Source organism: Kitasatospora sp. NPDC086009 (assembly GCF_044540385.1).
GTDB lineage: Bacteria > Actinomycetota > Actinomycetes > Streptomycetales > Streptomycetaceae > Kitasatospora.
Map to the genome: position 1 here is coordinate 239,683 of NZ_JBITSA010000011.1, position 17,119 is coordinate 256,801.

At 73.6% G+C, this 17,119-nt stretch carries 5 protein-coding genes; 2 read left to right on the forward strand and 3 right to left on the reverse strand.

Going from position 1 to position 17,119, the window contains the following annotated elements; all coding sequences use genetic code 11:
• The first annotated feature begins 33 nt into the window (after positions 1–33).
• Together ACIF6L_RS24910 and ACIF6L_RS24915 are read left to right on the forward strand one after the other, a co-directional pair.
• Entirely contained in the window at positions 34–10,872 is a 10,839-nt protein-coding gene (locus ACIF6L_RS24910) for a type I polyketide synthase (protein ID WP_396492583.1), read from the forward strand.
• 66 nt (positions 10,873–10,938) lie between these two features.
• Positions 10,939–14,109 (forward strand): amino acid adenylation domain-containing protein, encoded by a 3,171-nt coding sequence (locus ACIF6L_RS24915; RefSeq protein ID WP_396491437.1) that lies wholly within the window; start codon positions 10,939–10,941, stop codon positions 14,107–14,109.
• 80 nt (positions 14,110–14,189) lie between these two features.
• Here the strand turns inward: ACIF6L_RS24915 and ACIF6L_RS24920 are convergent, their stop codons facing one another.
• From ACIF6L_RS24920 to ACIF6L_RS24930, 3 genes are all read right to left on the reverse strand, one after another.
• On the reverse strand, positions 14,190–14,852 hold the full coding sequence (locus tag ACIF6L_RS24920) for a response regulator transcription factor (RefSeq protein WP_329490255.1): 663 nt from the start codon (positions 14,850–14,852) through the stop codon (positions 14,190–14,192).
• Positions 14,837–16,162, reverse strand: coding sequence for a sensor histidine kinase (locus ACIF6L_RS24925; RefSeq protein WP_396491436.1), 1,326 nt, complete (start codon positions 16,160–16,162; stop codon positions 14,837–14,839). Before ACIF6L_RS24925 ends, ACIF6L_RS24920 begins: the two co-directional genes overlap by 16 nt.
• Before the next feature lie 212 nt (positions 16,163–16,374).
• Positions 16,375–16,821: a hypothetical protein gene (locus tag ACIF6L_RS24930; RefSeq protein WP_396491435.1), complete on the reverse strand. Its 447-nt coding sequence runs from the start codon at positions 16,819–16,821 to the stop codon at positions 16,375–16,377.
• Positions 16,822–17,119: the final 298 nt, after the last annotated feature.

The window sequence follows — 17,119 nt, forward strand, 5'->3', positions numbered from 1 at the left end:
ACCACCGTGCGAAATGAGGAAGGCGTCCATCGGATGGCGAACGAAGAGAAGCTCCGTGACTACCTCAAGCGGGTCACCACCGACCTGGCGCAGACCCGGGAGCGCCTGCGCGAGGTGGAGGGCCGGCAACAGGAACCCGTGGCCATCGTCGGTATGGCCTGCCGGTTCCCGGGCGGGGTGTCGTCACCGGAGGAGTTCTGGCAGCTGCTGGCCTCGGGCGGGGACGCGATCGGCCACTTCCCGACGGACCGCGGCTGGCCGGGGAACCTGGTTGATCCGGATCCGGACGCGGTGGGCAAGAGCGTCTCCGGCGAGGGTGGATTCCTCTACGAAGCTGCCGAGTTCGACGCGGAGTTCTTCGGGATCAGTCCGCGTGAGGCGGTCGTGATGGATCCGCAGCAGCGCTTGCTGCTGGAGACGTCCTGGCACGCGCTGGAGGGTGCCGGGATCGACCCGACGGGGCTGCGGGGCAGCGCGACGGGCGTGTTCGCCGGCCTCTTCTACCACGACTACCTGCCGTTCTACCCCGTACCGGAGGAGGCCGAGGGCTATCTCGGCACCGGAGGCATGGGGTCGGTCGTCTCCGGGCGGGTGGCGTATGCGCTCGGGCTGGAGGGCCCGGCGGTGACGGTGGACACGGCGTGCTCCTCGTCGCTGGTGGCGCTGCACCTGGCCTGCCAGTCGCTGCGCTCGGGGGAGAGTTCGCTCGCGCTGGCGGGCGGTGTGACGGTGATGTCGACGCCCGGCACGTTCATCGACTTCTCGCGGCAGCGCGGCCTGGCCGCTGACGGGCGCTGCAAGGCCTACGCGGAGTCCGCCGACGGCACCGGCTGGGGCGAGGGCGTCGGCGTCCTGGTGGTCGAACGGCTTTCGGACGCACGCCGCAACGGTCACAAGGTGCTCGCGGTGGTGACCGGTACGGCGGTCAACCAGGACGGCGCGTCCAACGGTCTGACGGCGCCGAACGGCCCGTCCCAGCAGCGGGTGATCCGGGCCGCGCTGGCCAGCGCCGGAGTCGGCGCCGACGGCGTGGATGTTGTCGAGGGCCACGGCACCGGCACGCGGTTGGGTGACCCGATCGAGGCGCAGGCGTTGCTGGCGACCTACGGCCAGGAGCGGCCGGCCGACCGGCCGCTGCTGCTGGGCTCGGTGAAGTCGAACATCGGGCACGCCCAGGCGGCCGCCGGTGTGGCGGGTGTCATCAAGATGGTTGCCGCGATGCAGCACGGTGTGGTGCCGGCGACGCTGCACGCGGACGAGCCGTCCTCGCGGATCGACTGGGAGTCGGGCGCGGTCCGACTGGTCACCGAGGCGCAGCCGTGGCCGGAGACGGGTGAGCGGCCGCGTCGGGCGGGTGTGTCGTCGTTCGGGTTCTCCGGGACCAACGCACACGTGATCGTCGAGCAGGCGCCGGCCGAGGAGGCTGTCGCGCCGAGGGGCGAGGGCTGGACGCTGCCGGTGGTGCCGTGGTCCCTCTCGGGGCGGTCGGCGGAGGGTCTTGCCGGGCAGGCGGAGCGGTTGGCGGCGTTCGTTGAGCGCTCCGATGCGGATGTCCTGGACGTGGGTTGGTCGTTGGTGGTGTCGCGGGCGGCGTTGGAGCAGCGGGCGGTGGTGCTGGGCTCGGACCGCGAGGAGTTGCTGGCTGGTCTTGCGGCGCTGGCCGAGGGCCGTGAGGTTCCGGGTGTGGTGACCGGGTCCGTGGGCGGTGCGGGCAAGGTCGGGTTCGTGTTCACCGGCCAGGGTGCGCAGCGCGTCGGTATGGGGCAGGGCTTGTATGCCGCGTTCCCGGTGTTCGCCGACGCGTTCGACGCGGTCTGTGCGGGGCTGGCCGAGCACTTGGACGGTTCGCTGGCGGGTGTGATCCGGGGTGAGGGCCCGATCGACGAGACGGGGTGGGCGCAGCCCGCGCTGTTCGCGGTCGAGGTGGCGCTGTTTCGTCTGCTGGAGTCGTGGGGTGTGAGTCCGCAGGTGGTGGCCGGTCATTCGATCGGTGAGCTGGCGGCGGCGCATGTGGCGGGTGTGTGGTCGCTGGAGGACGCCTGTGCGGTGGTTGCCGCGCGTGGCCGGCTGATGCAGCAACTGCCGTCCGGTGGTGCGATGGTGGCTGTCGAGGCCACGGAGGAGCAGGTTCTCGAAGCGATCGCGGGTCGTACCGGTGTCGGTATCGCCGCGGTGAACGGCCCCAAGGCCGTGGTGATCTCGGGCGTCGAGGACGAAGTGCTTCAGGCCGCCGCGCAGTTGGCCGCGTCCGGCGCTCGGACGAAGCGTCTGCAGGTTTCCCACGCGTTCCACTCGCCGCTGATGGAGCCGATGCTGGAGGAGTTCGCCCGCGTCGTCGCCGCCGTCAGCTACCGCGTGCCCAAGCTGGCGATGGTCTCCGCCCTGACCGGTCTCCTGGTGACGGATGAGGTCACGGACCCCGCTTACTGGGTGAAGCATGTCCGCGAGGCGGTCCGCTTCCACGACGCCGCGCAGTCCCTTCGCGCCGCCGGTGTGCGGACGTTCGTGGAGATCGGGCCCGACGGTGTGCTGTCCGGCATGGGCCCGCAGACCCGCACGGACGACCAAGGCGAGCCCGAGGTCTGGCTCCCCCTCCTGCGCCGGGGCCGTGACGAACCCCGCGCCCTGTTCACCGCCCTCGCGAAGCTCTTCGTGCGCGGTGTGCCGGTCGCCTGGGAGCAGGTCTACGCGGACACCGGTGCCCAGCAGGTCGACCTGCCCACCTACGCCTTCCAGCGCCGGCGCTACTGGCTGCCGACCGGTTCCGGCGTGGTGGACGCGGCCGGGCTGGGTCAGTCACCGGCGCGTCATCCGCTGCTGGGTGCGGCGGTGACCCTGCCGGCCAGCGGGGGTCTGGTGCTGACCGGGCGCCTGTCACTGGCTGCACAGCCCTGGCTGGCCGACCACGTGGTGGCCGGGCAGGTCGTCGTCCCAGGGGCGGCGCTGGTCGAGATGGCCGTGCGCGCGGGCGACGAAGCCGAGTACAGCCGGGTCGAGGAACTGCTGATCGAGGCGCCGCTGGTGCTCCCGCCGCAGGGCGCGGTCCGGGTGCAGGTGACGGTGGACGAGGCGGACGAGTCCGGCCGCCGTGCGGTCGCGGTGTATGCCCAGTCCGAGGAGGCGGCCTTCGCGGAGGAGTGGACCCGGCACGCGACGGGCGCGCTGGCACCGGTCGCGCCGAGTGCCGACACTGCGCTGCCGGGCGAGTGGCCGCCGGCGGGCGCCGAGACCGTAGACCTGGACGGGTTCTACCCGCGCCTGGCCGCCAGTGGCCTCGCCTACGGTCCGGTGTTCCAGGGTATGCAGGCAGCCTGGCGGCGTGGCGAGGAGCTGTTCGCCGAGGTCGCGCTGCCGGACGGTGTCGGCGTGTCCGGATTCGGGCTGCACCCGGCCCTGCTGGACAGCGCGCTGCACGTGGCGGGCCTGAGCGACGACGGGGACGGCCTGACGCTGCCGTTCGCGTGGAGTGACGTCGAGGTGCACGCATCGGGTGCGGTGGCGGCCCGGGTGCGTGTGGCACCGGCTGCCTCGGGCGAGGGCGTGTCGATCACGTTGGTCGATGCTGCGGGCGAGCTGGTGGCGTCGGTCGGTTCGTTGGTGCTGAGGGCGGCCTCGGCCGAGGACCTGGCGGGTGGCACCGGGGCGGCGAATGAGTCGATGTTCGGTGTGGAGTGGGCTCCGGCTGCTCTGGACGGTGTCGCGACGGAGGGTGGTCGGTGGGCTGTCCTCGGGACGGCGGAGCTGGCGGGTGCGGAGTCGTTCCCGGATCTGGCGGCGCTGGTGGCGTCGGCGGAGCCGGCCCCTGAGGTGGTGGTGGTGCGGGTCGTGCCGGAGCCGGGTGATGTCCCGGCCGGGGCTCGGTCCACGGCTGCCGGTGTGCTGGGTCTGGTGCAGGAGTGGTTGGCGGCGGAGTCCTTGTCCGGGTCCCGTCTGCTGGTGGTGACCGAGCGGGCCGTCGACGCCGGTCCGGAGGCGCCGATGGAGGTCGTGGCGGCTCCGGTGTGGGGTCTGGTCCGGGTGGCGCAGGCGGAGAACCCGGGCCGGATCGTTCTGGCCGATGTGGACGAGATGTCCGCAGAGTGGTTGCGCGTGGGTGTGGCGTCGGGTGAGGCGCAGTTCGCGGTGCGGGCGGGCCAGGTGCGTGTACCCAGGTTGGTGCGGGTGCCGTCGACGCCTGCCGCCGTTGCCGGGGGCCGTCCGGGCACGGTGCTGATCACGGGCGCGTCGGGTGCGCTGGGTGGTCTGGTGGCGCGGCATCTCGCGGAGAGCGGGCGGGTCGAGCACCTGGTCCTGCTGTCGCGTCGGGGTATCGAGGCCGCCGGGATGCCGGAGCTGGTGGCCGATCTGAAGGGGCTGGGTGTCGAGGTCACGGTCGCGGCCTGTGACGTGGCCGATCGCGAGGAACTCGCGGACGCGCTGGAGGGCTTGGCGCTGAACGGTGTCGTCCACGCGGCGGGTGTTCTGGATGACGGGCTCGTCGCCTCGCTGACCCCGGAGCGGTTGGCGGCGGTGATGCGGCCGAAGGTCGACGCGGCGTGGTATCTGCATGAGCTGACCCGTCACCTGGACCTGGACATGTTCGTCCTGTTCTCCTCGATCGCGGGTGTGATCGGTAACGCGGGTCAGGCGAACTACGCGGCGGGGAACACGTTCTTGGACGCGCTGGCCGCTCACCGGCGGCACGAGGGCCTGCCGGGGGTGTCGTTGGCGTGGGGTCCGTGGGAGAACGGCATGGCGGGTGAGCTCTCGGAGGCGGACCGCCGCCGGATGGGCCGGCAGGGTCTGCGGCCATTCTCCGACGCACGCGGGCTCGCCGTCCTGGAGGCGGCCGTCGGCCGGCCCGAAGCGCTCTTCGTGGCAGCGGAGTTGAACCTGGCTGCCCTGAGGGGATCCGGCGAGGTCCCGCCGCTGCTGTCCGGCCTCGTCCGTGCGACACGCGCAGGCTCGCGCACCCGCCGCACGGCCGGACTGCCGAGCGCCGACGGTCGGAGCGCCCTGGCCGCGCGGCTGGCAGGGCTGGGGCCGGACGAGCAGCGGGAGGTGGTGCGGGAGCTGGTGCTGTCGCAGGCCGCTCTGGTGCTGGGGATGGCCGGTCCGGGCAGTCTGGACGCCGAACGTTCCTTCCGGGACGTCGGTTTCGACTCGCTCACCGCCGTCGAACTGCGTAACCGGCTGAACAGCGCCACCGGTCTGCGGCTGCCGGCCACGGCGGTCTTCGACTATCCGACCCCGGCGGCCCTGGCCGGCTTCCTGCTGGGTGAGCTGGTCGGTGGCAACGACCCCGTCTCGACGGGTGCCGCGCTCCCGGCCTCCGGGCGCGCACGGGTCGAGGACGACCCGCTGGTGATCGTCGGGATGGCGTGCCGGTTCCCGGGCGGCGTGTCGTCCCCGGGCGACTTCTGGGAGTTGCTCGCCTCGGGTGGGGACGCCATCGGGGAGTTCCCCACCGACCGGGGCTGGGCGACGGACGTTTATGACCCCGATCCGGCGGCCGCAGGCCGGAGCGTTTCGCGGGAGGGCGGGTTCCTCTACGACGCGGGGGAGTTCGACGCGGAGTTCTTCGGGATCAGTCCGCGTGAGGCGGTGGCGATGGATCCGCAGCAGCGGTTGTTGCTGGAGGCGTCGTGGGAGGCGTTGGAGGACGCGGGGATCGACCCGACGGGGCTGCGGGGCAGTGCGACGGGGGTGTTCTCGGGGCTCTTCTATCACGACTACCTGCCGTCGCACTTCGTGCCGGAGGAGGTCGAGGGGTATCTGGGGACGGGTGGCACGGGTTCGGTGGCCTCGGGGCGGGTGGCGTATGCGCTGGGGCTGGAAGGTCCGGCGGTGACGGTGGACACGGCGTGTTCGTCGTCGCTGGTGGCGCTGCACCTGGCCTGCCAGTCGCTGCGCTCGGGGGAGAGTTCGCTCGCGCTGGCGGGTGGTGTGACGGTGATGTCGACACCGGGTACGTTCATCGACTTCTCGCGGCAGCGCGGTCTTGCGGCCGATGGCCGGTGCAAGGCGTTCGCGGAGTCCGCGGACGGCACGGGCTGGGGCGAGGGCGTCGGCGTCCTGGTGGTGGAGCGGCTGTCGGACGCGCGCCGCAACGGTCACAAGGTGCTCGCGGTCGTGCGGGGTTCGGCGGTCAACCAGGACGGTGCGTCCAACGGTCTGACGGCGCCGAACGGGCCGTCGCAGCAGCGAGTGATCCGGGCGGCCCTGGCCAACGCCGGTCTGTCGGCGGCCGAGGTGGACGTGGTCGAGGGCCACGGCACCGGGACCAGGCTGGGCGACCCGATCGAGGCGCAGGCGCTGCTGGCGACCTACGGCCAGGACCGGCCGCAGGACCGGCCGCTGCTCCTGGGCTCGGTGAAGTCGAACATCGGGCACGCCCAGGCGGCCGCCGGTGTGGCGGGTGTCATCAAGATGGTCGCCGCGATGCAGCACGGGAGCGTTCCGGCGACGCTGCACGTGGACGAGCCGTCCTCGCACGTGGACTGGGCGGCGGGCGCGGTCCGGCTGGTCACCGAGGCGCAGCCGTGGCCGGAGACGGGTGAGCGGCCGCGTCGGGCGGGCGTGTCGTCGTTCGGGTTCTCCGGGACCAACGCGCATGTGATCATCGAGCAGGCTCCCGAGCAGGACATTCCGCGCCCCCGGGCGGACCACCGGACGCTCCCGGTGGTGCCGTGGGTGGTGTCGGGGCGGTCGGCGGAAGCGCTTGCCGGTCAGGCGGAGCGGCTCGCGGACTTCGTACAGCAGTCTGACGCTGATCTTCTGGACGCTGGTTGGTCGTTGGCGGTGTCGCGGGCGGCGCTGGAGCAGCGGGCGGTGGTCCTCGGTGCGGACCGCGAAGAGCTGCTGGCCGGTCTTGCCGCGTTGGCCGAGGGCCGTGAGGTCCCCGGTGTGGTGACCGGAGCCGTGGGCGGTGCGGGCAAGGTCGGGTTCGTGTTCACCGGCCAGGGTGCGCAGCGCGTCGGTATGGGGCAGGGCTTGTATGCCGCGTTCCCGGTGTTCGCCGACGCGTTCGACGCGGTGTGTGCGGGTCTGGCTGAGCACTTGGACGGTTCCCTGGCGGGTGTGATTCGGGGTGAGGGCCCGATCGATGAGACGGGGTGGGCGCAGCCCGCTTTGTTCGCCGTTGAGGTGGCGCTTCACCGCCTGCTGGAGTCCTGGGGTGTGAGTCCGCAGGTGGTGGCCGGTCATTCGATCGGTGAGCTGGCCGCGGCGCATGTGGCCGGGGTGTGGTCGCTGGAGGACGCCTGCGCTGTAGTGGCCGCACGCGGTCGGCTGATGCAGCAACTGCCGTCCGGTGGTGCGATGGTGGCCGTCGAGGCCACGGAGGGGCAGGTTCTCGAAGCGATCGTGGGTCGTACCGGTGTCGGTATCGCCGCGGTGAACGGCCCCAAGGCCGTGGTGATCTCGGGCGTCGAGGACGAAGTGCTGCAGGCCGCCGAACAGTTGACCGCATCCGGCGCGCGCACGAAGCGTCTCCAGGTTTCCCACGCGTTCCATTCCCCGCTGATGGAGCCGATGCTGGAGGAGTTCACCCGTGTCGTCGCCGCCGTCAGCTACCGCACGCCCAAGCTGACGATGGTCTCCGCCCTGACCGGTCTCCCGGTGACGGACGAGGTCACGGACCCGGCCTACTGGGTGAAGCATGTCCGCGAGGCGGTCCGCTTCCACGACGCCGCGCAGTCCCTTCGCGCGGCCGGTGTGCGGACGTTCGTGGAGATCGGGCCCGACGGTGTGCTGTCCGGCATGGGCCCGCAGACCCGCACGGACGACCAGGGCGAGCCCGAGGTCTGGCTCCCCCTTCTGCGCCGGGGCCGCGACGAACCCCGCGCCCTGTTCACCGCCCTCGCGAAGCTCTTCGTGCGGGGCGTGCCGGTCGCCTGGGAGCAGGTCTACGCGGACACCGGCGCCCAGCAGGTCGACCTGCCCACCTACGCCTTCCAGCGTCAGCGCTACTGGCTGACCGCGACGGCGGGCAGCCGCGCCGAGGACCTCGGTCTGGAGAACCCCGGACACCCGTTGCTCGGCGCGGCCGTCACCCTGCCCGGCACCGGCGGCGTCGTCCTGACCGGGCAGCTGTCACTGGCCGCGCAACCGTGGCTGGCCCAGTCGCTCCTCAGGGACCGGGTCATGGTCCCCACGGCGGCGCTGGTCGAGATGGCCGTGCGCGCGGGCGACGAGGTCGGCTGCGGACGGGTCGAGGAACTGACCGTCGAGATGCCGGTCGTGCTGCCGGAGCGCGGCGGCGTGCGCGTCCAGGTGACCGTCGGGGAGAGCGGTCCCGCCGGGCGGCGGGAGGTCGCGCTGTTCGCGCGGGCGGACGACGGGGAGTGGGTGCGGCACGCGTCCGGCACCCTGGCCCCGGACGAGCCCGGCGAGCCGGCCGGCCACTCCGGAGCGGACACGGCGGCGTGGAGCGTGCAGTGGCCGCCGGTGGGTGCCGAGGCGGCCGACGTGGACGCGATGTACGCACGGCTGGCGGCGGCCGGGCTCGGCTACCGGCCGGCGGTCCGGGCCGCGTGGCGGCGCGGCGACGAGGTGTTCGCCGAGGTGGCGTCGGCCGAGGGGACCGAGGTGGCCGGGTTCGGGGTGCACCCCGCCCTGCTGGACGCCGCGCTGCACCTCATCGGCCTGGAACAGGCCGCCGAGGAGGGCCCGCTGCTGCCCCTCGGGTGGGCCGACGTGACGGTCCATGCCTCGGGCGCCCCGGCGGCGCGCGTACGGGTGGCGCCGTCGGCCTCGGGTGAGGGCGTCTCGGTGGCCCTGGCCGACCAGTCCGGACAGCCGATCGTCTCGGTCGGCTCGGTGGTGCTCGGAGCGCCGGCCGCCGGCTTGCTGGACCGGGCCGCGGGGGCGGTCGGTGACGGACTCTTCCGGGTGGACTGGGTGCCGGTCGCCGCGCCGGAGACGGCCGGCGAGCCGGGTCGGGTGTGGGCGGTGCTGGGCGACGACGGTGGCCTGGCCGTGCCCGGCGCCGCGGCGTACGCGGACGTGGCGGATCTGGTCGCCGAGGTGGAGGCGGGGGCTGCGGTCCCGGACGTCGTGCTGGTCTGCGGCGTTCCCGGAACAGCACCCTTCGGAACAACCACCGGCGAAGGCGCGGACGACGTCCCGGCCGCGGCGCGGGCCGCCGTGCTGCGTGTGCTGGCGGTGCTCCGGGACTGGCTGGCGGCGGGCTCGCTCGACGGGACGCGGCTGGTCGTGGTGACCGAGCGCGGTGTGGATGCCGGCTGCGGCGCGAGCGTGCGACTGGACAGCGCGGGCGTGGTCGGACTGGTGCGGGCGGCGGCCGGTGAGCATCCGGAGCGGATCGTGTCGGCGGACGTGGCGGAGCTGGCGGGCTCCGGGCCGCTCGTCGTGGCCGGAACGGCGCTGGGGGAGCCCGGGTTCGCGGTGCGGGACAGCACCGTGCGAGTGCCGCGCCTGACGCGTGCGGCCGATCAGGACCGGCAGGAGCCGGGCGAGCAGGCCTCCAACCGGAACGACCGGAACGACCGGAACGACCGGAACAACCAGAACGACAGGAACAATCGGAACAACCAGAACGGCCGGGACGACCGGCACCGGCTCCACGCCACCGACCGCCCGCGCACCGTCCTCGTGACCGGCGCCTCCGGTGCGCTGGGCGGTCTGGTCGCCCGGCACCTGGCGGCGAGCGGACAGGCCGGACGGCTCCTGCTGGCCTCCCGTCGCGGCCCGGCCGCCGCCCAGCTGTCCGCGCTGGCGGCCGAGTTGGCCGGTGCCGGGACGAGCGTGCGGGTGGTGGCGTGCGACGCCGCCGACCGCGCGCAATTGGCGGGCGTACTGAACGGCGAGCCGCTCACCGGGGTCGTCCACACGGCGGGCGTTCTCGACGACGGTGTCGTCGGCTCGCTCACCGACGACCGCGTCGAGCGGGTCATGCGGCCGAAGACCGACGCAGCCTGGCACCTGCACGAGCTGACCCGCCACCTGGACCTGGACACCTTCACCCTCTTCTCCTCGGTGGCCGGTGTCTGGGGCACCCCGGGGCAGGCCAACTACGCGGCCGGCAACACCTTCCTGGACGCGCTGGCCGCCCACCGGCGGCACGAGGGCCTGCCCGGTGTGTCGCTGGCGTGGGGCCCCTGGGAGCAGGGCATGGCCGGTGAGCTCACCGAGGCCGACCGCCGTCGGATGGCCCGGCAGGGCCTGAAGCCGCTGTCCGCCTCCGAAGGGCTCGCGCTGCTCGACGCGGCCGCGCACGCCGTCGACCCCCTGCTGGTCGCGGCCCGGCTGGACCTGCCCGCGATGCGTCGCCCCGGGAGCGTCGTGCCGGCGCTGGTGACCGGGCTCGTCCGCCCCGGTCGGCGCTCGGTGGGGCGCGGGGCCGGTCCGGAGGGCGGGAGGAGCCTCCTGAACCAGCTGGTCGCCCTCCCGCCGGAGCAGCTGGAGGGCGCGGTCCTGAACCTGGTGCTGACCCAGGCGGCCCTGGTGCTCAACCGGCCGGGCTCCGAATCCATCGAGGCCGGCCGGTACTTCCGTCAGCTCGGCTTCGACTCGCTGACGGCGCTGGAGTTCCGCAACCGGATCAGCGGCGCCCTCGGGCTGCGGCTGCCCGCGGCGGTGGTCTTCGACTACCCCACCCCCGCGGAGCTGGCCCGGTACCTCCGGGACCGGGTCGCCGAGCAGGAGATCGACTACGAGCCGGTGCTGGGCGAGCTCGACCGGCTCAAGTCCCTGCTGACCGCGATCGCCCGGCGGGGCGGCGGCCAGAACGCGAAGATCACGAGCCGTCTCGAACTGCTCCTGGAGGAGTTCCGCGGTGCGGACGCGAACGGCGCGCCCTCCGACGAGGACATCATCGGGGCGACGGACGACGAGATCTTCGACCTGATCGACAAAGAGCTGGGGATCTGAGCGGTCGGGCAGCAGCGGGAACGCCGGCGGACCCAACGGACTGGTAACGGGTAGAGGAGTGACGTGATGATTTCCGCGGAAGGGCGTACGCCTGCGGATCCGGCTGACGACGCGGGAGTCTCCCCCAGGGAAGAGGCGCTGTGGCTGCTGGAGTCGCTGGTGCCGGGCACGCCCGTGAACAACGTGTCCGCGGCGTTCGCCGTCGCGGGCCGGCTGGACCCGTTGCGGCTGGACGCGGCGCTGGCCGTCGTGCTGCGGGGCCACGCGGCCCTGCGCACCGTCTACCGCGCCGACGGCACCCGGCTGACCAAGCGGGTGGTCGCCGCGGCCGACTTCCGGCTGGAGCTCGTCCAGGTCGTGCTGGCGGGCGAACCCGGCGAGGCCGACCTGGCATCGGTGGCCGCCGTGCCGTTCCGGCTGGACGGGGGGCCGATGCTGCGGGCGGTGCTCCTCCGCTCGCCGGCGTCGGACGTCCTCTGCGTCACGGCGCACCAGCTGGTCTTCGACGAGGTGTCCGTCCCGGTGTTCCTGGCGGACCTGGCATCGGCCTACGAGAACGCCGACGCCGCCGCCGACACCGAGAGGAACGCAGCGCCCGCGCCCGTGCCCGGCTGGACCGAGCCGGATCCGACCCCGGAGAGCCTCGCCCACTGGCGCGCGGAGCTGGCGGGCGCGAGCACCGGCACCATGGAGCTGGCCTGCACCGAGCCCGAGCCGGACCGCCCGACGCTGGCGGCGGCGCAGCTCGACCGCACCCTGCCGCCCGGTACGGTGGCCGGGGTCCGCCGCCTCGCCGAGGACCTCGGCGTCCCGGAGTCCGCCGTTCTGCTGGCCGCCTACTACGTGCTGCTGGAGGCGTCCGGCGCCGGGCCCGACCTGCTGGTCGGGTGCCCGGTCGATCTCCGGCCGCCGCACGCCGCCCGCACGATCGGGTACCACGTGACCCATGTGCCGCTGCGGCTGCGGCTGGACCGCGCGGAGAGCGTCCGCGCGCTGGTGCGCCGCAGCGGCGAGCGGCTGCGCACGAGCGCGGCGCACGCCGACGTGGCCGTGGACGCCCGGGCGGACCTCATGCCCGCGGCGCGGACCGGCCGGTGGTCGCTGCCCTTCCGGCACGTGTTCGACCACCGGACGGCGAGCGGCGCCGCCGCGCCGGCCCTGGACGGGCTGCCGGTCAGGCCGTTCGCCGTCGGGAGCGGCTTCGGCAAGTTCGACCTCCAGCTCTGCGCCACCTCGACGGCGGACGCCGTCTCGCTGCGGGCCGTGTACCGGACGGAGCTCTTCGAACGGGCCCATGCCGAGCTGCTGTTGGGCCGCTTCGAGGCGGTGCTGGCCTCCTTCGCCGAGGACCCGGACCGCGCGGTCGGCGACGTGCGGTGCTGGAGCGACCGGGACCACGCGATCATCGGCGCGGCGAACGACACCGCCCGGCCCGTGCGGCCCGGCTCCGTCCTGGAAGCCGTCCACGCCCAGGTCCTGCGCTCGCCCGACGCGGTCGCCGTCGTCGAGGGCGACCGTTCGGTGCGGTACCGGCAGCTGTGGAGCGCGGCGCACGCGATGGGCGCCCTCCTCCGGGGCGCCGGGGTCCGGGCCGGCGACGTGGTGGCGACGGCCCTTCCGCGCGGGCCCGAACTGGTCGCGTCCGTCCTGGGGGCGTGGCTCGCGGGTGCGGCGTACCTGCCGGTCGACACGGCCCACCCCGAGGAGCGGATCCGCCACCAGCTCTCCGACTCCGGCGCGAAGGTGCTGGTCGCGGGCCCGGCCGGGGCCACGGGCGGGACCGGTGGCCCCGAGCAGGCGGTCGGGACCGGCCCGGTGGTGCTGACCGCGCCGGCCGTCGAGGACGCGCCGGACCGGGTGCCGGCCGAGGCCCGGCCCGCGGCGGTGGATCCGGCGGCCTGCGCGTACCTGATGTACACCTCGGGCTCGACCGGCCTGCCCAAGGGCACGCTGGTCGACCACGCGGCGCTGGCCAACGTGGTCGCGCACTTCGCCGAGCAGTTCGGCGCGGCGGCCGGGGACACGACGCTGTGGACGACCACCTTCGCGTTCGACATCTCCGGTCTCGAACTGTTCGTGTCGCTGAGCTCCGGCGGCCGGCTGGTGGCCGCCCCCGACCGGGCCAGGAGCGACGGCCGGGTCCTGCGGGAGCTGATCGAGCGGTACGGGGCACGGTTCGTCCAGGCGACGCCGACCACCTGGCGGCTGGTGATCGACCGGGTGGCGGACTGCCTGCGCGGCCGCGGCGTCGTCGTGGGCGGCGAGCCCGTGCCGCTGTCCCTCGCCCGGCGGCTGGTGGCGGCCGGCTGCGTGCTGCACCACGCCTACGGGCCGACCGAGACGACCATCTGGTCGACGTCACGCGTCGTCACCGAGGCGCCGGCCGGCCGCCTGGACGTCGGCGCGCCCATCCGCAACACCCGGGTCCACGTGCTCGACCGCCACGGCCGCGAGCTGCCGGTCGGCGTCCGCGGCGAGCTCTGCATCTCGGGCGTCGGGGTGGCGATCGGGTACCACGGCCGGCCGGACCTCAACGCCCAGCGCTTCGGCGAGCACCCCGGGTTCGGCCGGTTCTACCGGACGGGCGACGTCGCCTGCTGGCGCGCGGACGGCCTGCTCGACCTGTTCGGCCGCAGCGACCGGCAGGTCAAGCTCCGGGGCAACCGCATGGAACTGGGCGAGATCGAGGCGACCCTGCTGGCGCACCCCGAGGTCGGCGGCGCCGCGGTGGTCATGGTCGGCGACCCGAGCGCGGACGCCGTGCTGATCGGCTGCCTGGAGCCGGCCGCCGGGCCGATCGACACCGGGAGCGTGTGGGCGCACGCCCGCGCCCGGCTGTCCCGGTCGATGCTGCCGGGGGACCTCGTGACGGTCGACTCGCTGCCGGTCAACGGCAGCGGGAAGGTCGACTACCCCGCGCTGCAGCGGATGGTCGAAGCCCGGCGCGCGGCCGCCACCCGGTCCGGCCCGGACCGCCCGGAGCGGCGCGACGTCGACGACCTGACGGCCGAGCTGACGGGGCTGTGGCGGAGCATCCTGCGGGACGAGGCGCTCGACGCCGACACCGACTTCTTCGCCAACGGCGGGAACTCGATGCTCGCCGCGCTGGCGATGCAGGAGTTCCAGAACATCAGCGGGGTGTCGGTCAGCCTGGCCGAGGTGTTCGAGCGCCGTACGCCGCGGGAACTGGCCGCCGCCGTCCGGGACTCGGCACGGGCGCAGGCGCCGGCCGGCTGACCGTCCCGCGCACACGGCAGCGGCCCTGCGGGAGGACATCCCGCAGGGCCGCTGCTGTGTGCTGTCCGGCTGCCCGGTGCTCAGTCCTCGCCCTGCCCGTCGGCGCCGAGGTAGGTGAGGACGGCGCGGACCCGGCGGTTGGTGTCGTCGTCGTTGGCGAGCCCGAGCTTGGCGAAGATCGCCGTCGTGTACTTGCTGATGGAGCCCTCGCTGAGGAACAGCTGGTTGGCGATCGCCGTGTTGGAGAGCCCCTCGGCCATCAGCGCGAGGACGGAGCGCTCCCGTTCGGTGAGGGTGGCGAGCGGGTCGGCCCGCATCGGCCGGCCCAGCAGCTTGGCGACCACCGTGGGGTCGAGCGCGGTGCCGCCGTCGGCCACCCGCTGGACCGCGTCCATGAACTGGTTGGCGTCCAGGACACGGTCCTTGAGCTGGTAGCCGATGCCGCCGTGGCCGTCGGCGAGCAGCTCGCGCGCGTACAGCTGCTCCACGTGCTGGGAGAGGATCAGCACCGGCAGGCCGGGGACGACCCGGCGGGCGGAGAGCGCGGCCTGGAGTCCTTCGTCGGAGAACGTCGGCGGCAGCCGGACGTCCACGATCGCCGCGTCCGGTTTGTGGGTGACCAGCGCGTCGAGCGCGGCCGGCCCCGAGTCGACGGCCGCGACGACGGTGTGGCCGTACGCCTCGACGAGGCGCACCAGCCCGTCGCGGAGCAGGAAGAGGTCTTCGGCTACGACAATTCGCACGGCACCGCCACGGTGATACGAGTGGGTCCACCGGCCGGGCTGTCGATCTCCAGACGTCCGCCGAACGCCGCCATGCGGCGCTCGATGCCACTCAGCCCGGACCCTGTGGATGCGGCCGCTCCGCCGATTCCGTCGTCGCTCACGGTAGCAGTCAGCAACCGTGCCGCGTAGTTCAGTTCGACCTTGACCCGTTCGGCGCGGGAGTGCTTCGCGACGTTCGCCAGCAGTTCCGCGACGGAGAAGTAGACGGCCGACTCGACGGGGCGTTCGGGCCGGGCCGGCACCTCGCTGAAGACGTTGACCTTCACCGAGGAGTCCAGGGCCAGGGCCCGCAGGGCGTCGACCAGTCCGCGTTCGGCGAGGACGGGCGGGTTGATGCCGCGGACGAGCGAGCGCAGCTCGGCGAGCGCGGTGGCGGAGGTGGCCCGGGCCTCGGCGAGGATCGCCTTCGCGGCGTCGGGGTTGGTGTCCACCAGCTGCTCGGCGGCGCCCATCGACATCCCCATGGCCACCAGCCGGGCCTGGGCGCCGTCGTGCAGGCCCCGTTCGATGCGCTCCAGCTCGGCGGCCTGGGTCTGGGTCAGGTCGGCGCGGATGGCCTCCAGCTCCTCGACCCGCCGCCCGAGCCGGGTGCTCGGGACCGGCCCGAGGAACCGCCGGGCCATCGGGCCCAGGATCCGCCAGGCGAAGGGGGCGCCGACCAGGCCGGCCGCGATCACGGCGACGCCGTAACCGGTGAGGGCGGGCGTCAGCGCCATGTAGCCGCCGTAGCCGAGCGCGAGCAGCGGCAGGGCCGCGACCGGGAGCACGGTGACCGAGGCGACCAGGGACCAGACGCCGTCCCAGTGCAGCTGCGGGTCGTGGAACCGGGCGTGCACCTTGGCCCGCCGGCGGGCCTCCCGCTCGGACTTGTGGTACTCGTGACCGTCCCACCAGAAGCCCGTGGCCATCCTGGTGACCGGCGGGACGGGGCGGTAGGCCACCCGGATCTCCAGGTCGAGCCACTTCTTCGCGCAGTGGCGCGCGCCCCTGGCGAGGGCCCGGCTGGTCAGCGGGTGGACCACCCAGAGCGACACGGCGACCCAGAGGACCACCACCAGGGTCTCCCCGAGGGTGGCCAGCGCGCGGACGGCCAGCGGGGCGGACAGTCCGTCGGACCAGGAGTAGGCGAGGGCGGAGCCGGCCACCGCGACGGGCACGGCGACCAGGGCCATCACACAGGTGAGGCCGGTCAGCACGACGGACCGGTACAGCCCGAGCCCGATCCCGGCGCCCCACCGCAGGGGATTGCCTCCGAGCGGTATCCGCATCTGCCAGTTCCTTTCGCAAGGGTGATCATTGTGTCAGCCGGGCGCCGGTTCCTCAGGCGGTACCTGCGAACGTACGCCGGGCGGGTCCCCTACCGGGGCTGCCGGTACGCCACGCGCGCGGGTGTCCCGCGTGCACCGGGGGCCCGGACGCCGGATGGCCGGATGCCCAGGGGGGTCCGGCCATCGGAGGGGCGGAGCAGGTCCTCAGCACGTCACTTCTTGTCGGGGGTGGGGAAGACGGCGCTCAGCGCGGAGCCGCGGGTGAGGACGGCGACGCCGATCAGGGCCAGCGCGGACAGGCCCTGGAGGACGGCGTACCAGACCGGGCAGAGGCCGGGGATCAGGTCGACGACGATGATCGCGATCGGCATGATCGTGGAGAGGGTGCGCACCCGGTCGAAGGCCTTGTAGGAGCCCTGGGCGGCGCGGGCCGTCATCCGGTGCAGCAGGAAGGTGATCAGGAAGAGGATCGCGCCGCGGATCCACATGAACGGCGAGGCCTCGTGGCCGGTGAACGCCATGACGGCGACCGTGCCCAGGACGATGGCGCCGACGGCGCCGAAGAGCGTGATGCACTTCTTCACGGTGTCGAATGCGTCCTGCGTGCGGGACTCGCCGAGCTGCGCCGCCGAGGCCGTGATGTCGCTGGTGTTCGCCATGGTTCCTGCTCCTTCGTGTCGTTGTGCTAACGACATTACGGATCGCCGGCCCGCCCCGACATGGGTCTGTCCGTACGGGTGGGTGGGTCTGGACCCACTCCCCGCGGAACCCTCCCGAGCAGGCCGTTCGACTGTTCAACTGCCGCACGGCCAAGGGCGATTGGGATTGTTACGATCATGCGCAAGGCCAGGGCCGGGTGCGCTCCCCCGAAGCACCCGGCCCTTCCCTCTTCCGGCCGGGCCGACCCGGCCCCGGGGGAGAGCGGAACCACCGCGCGCGCCTCGTCGAGGGACGTCG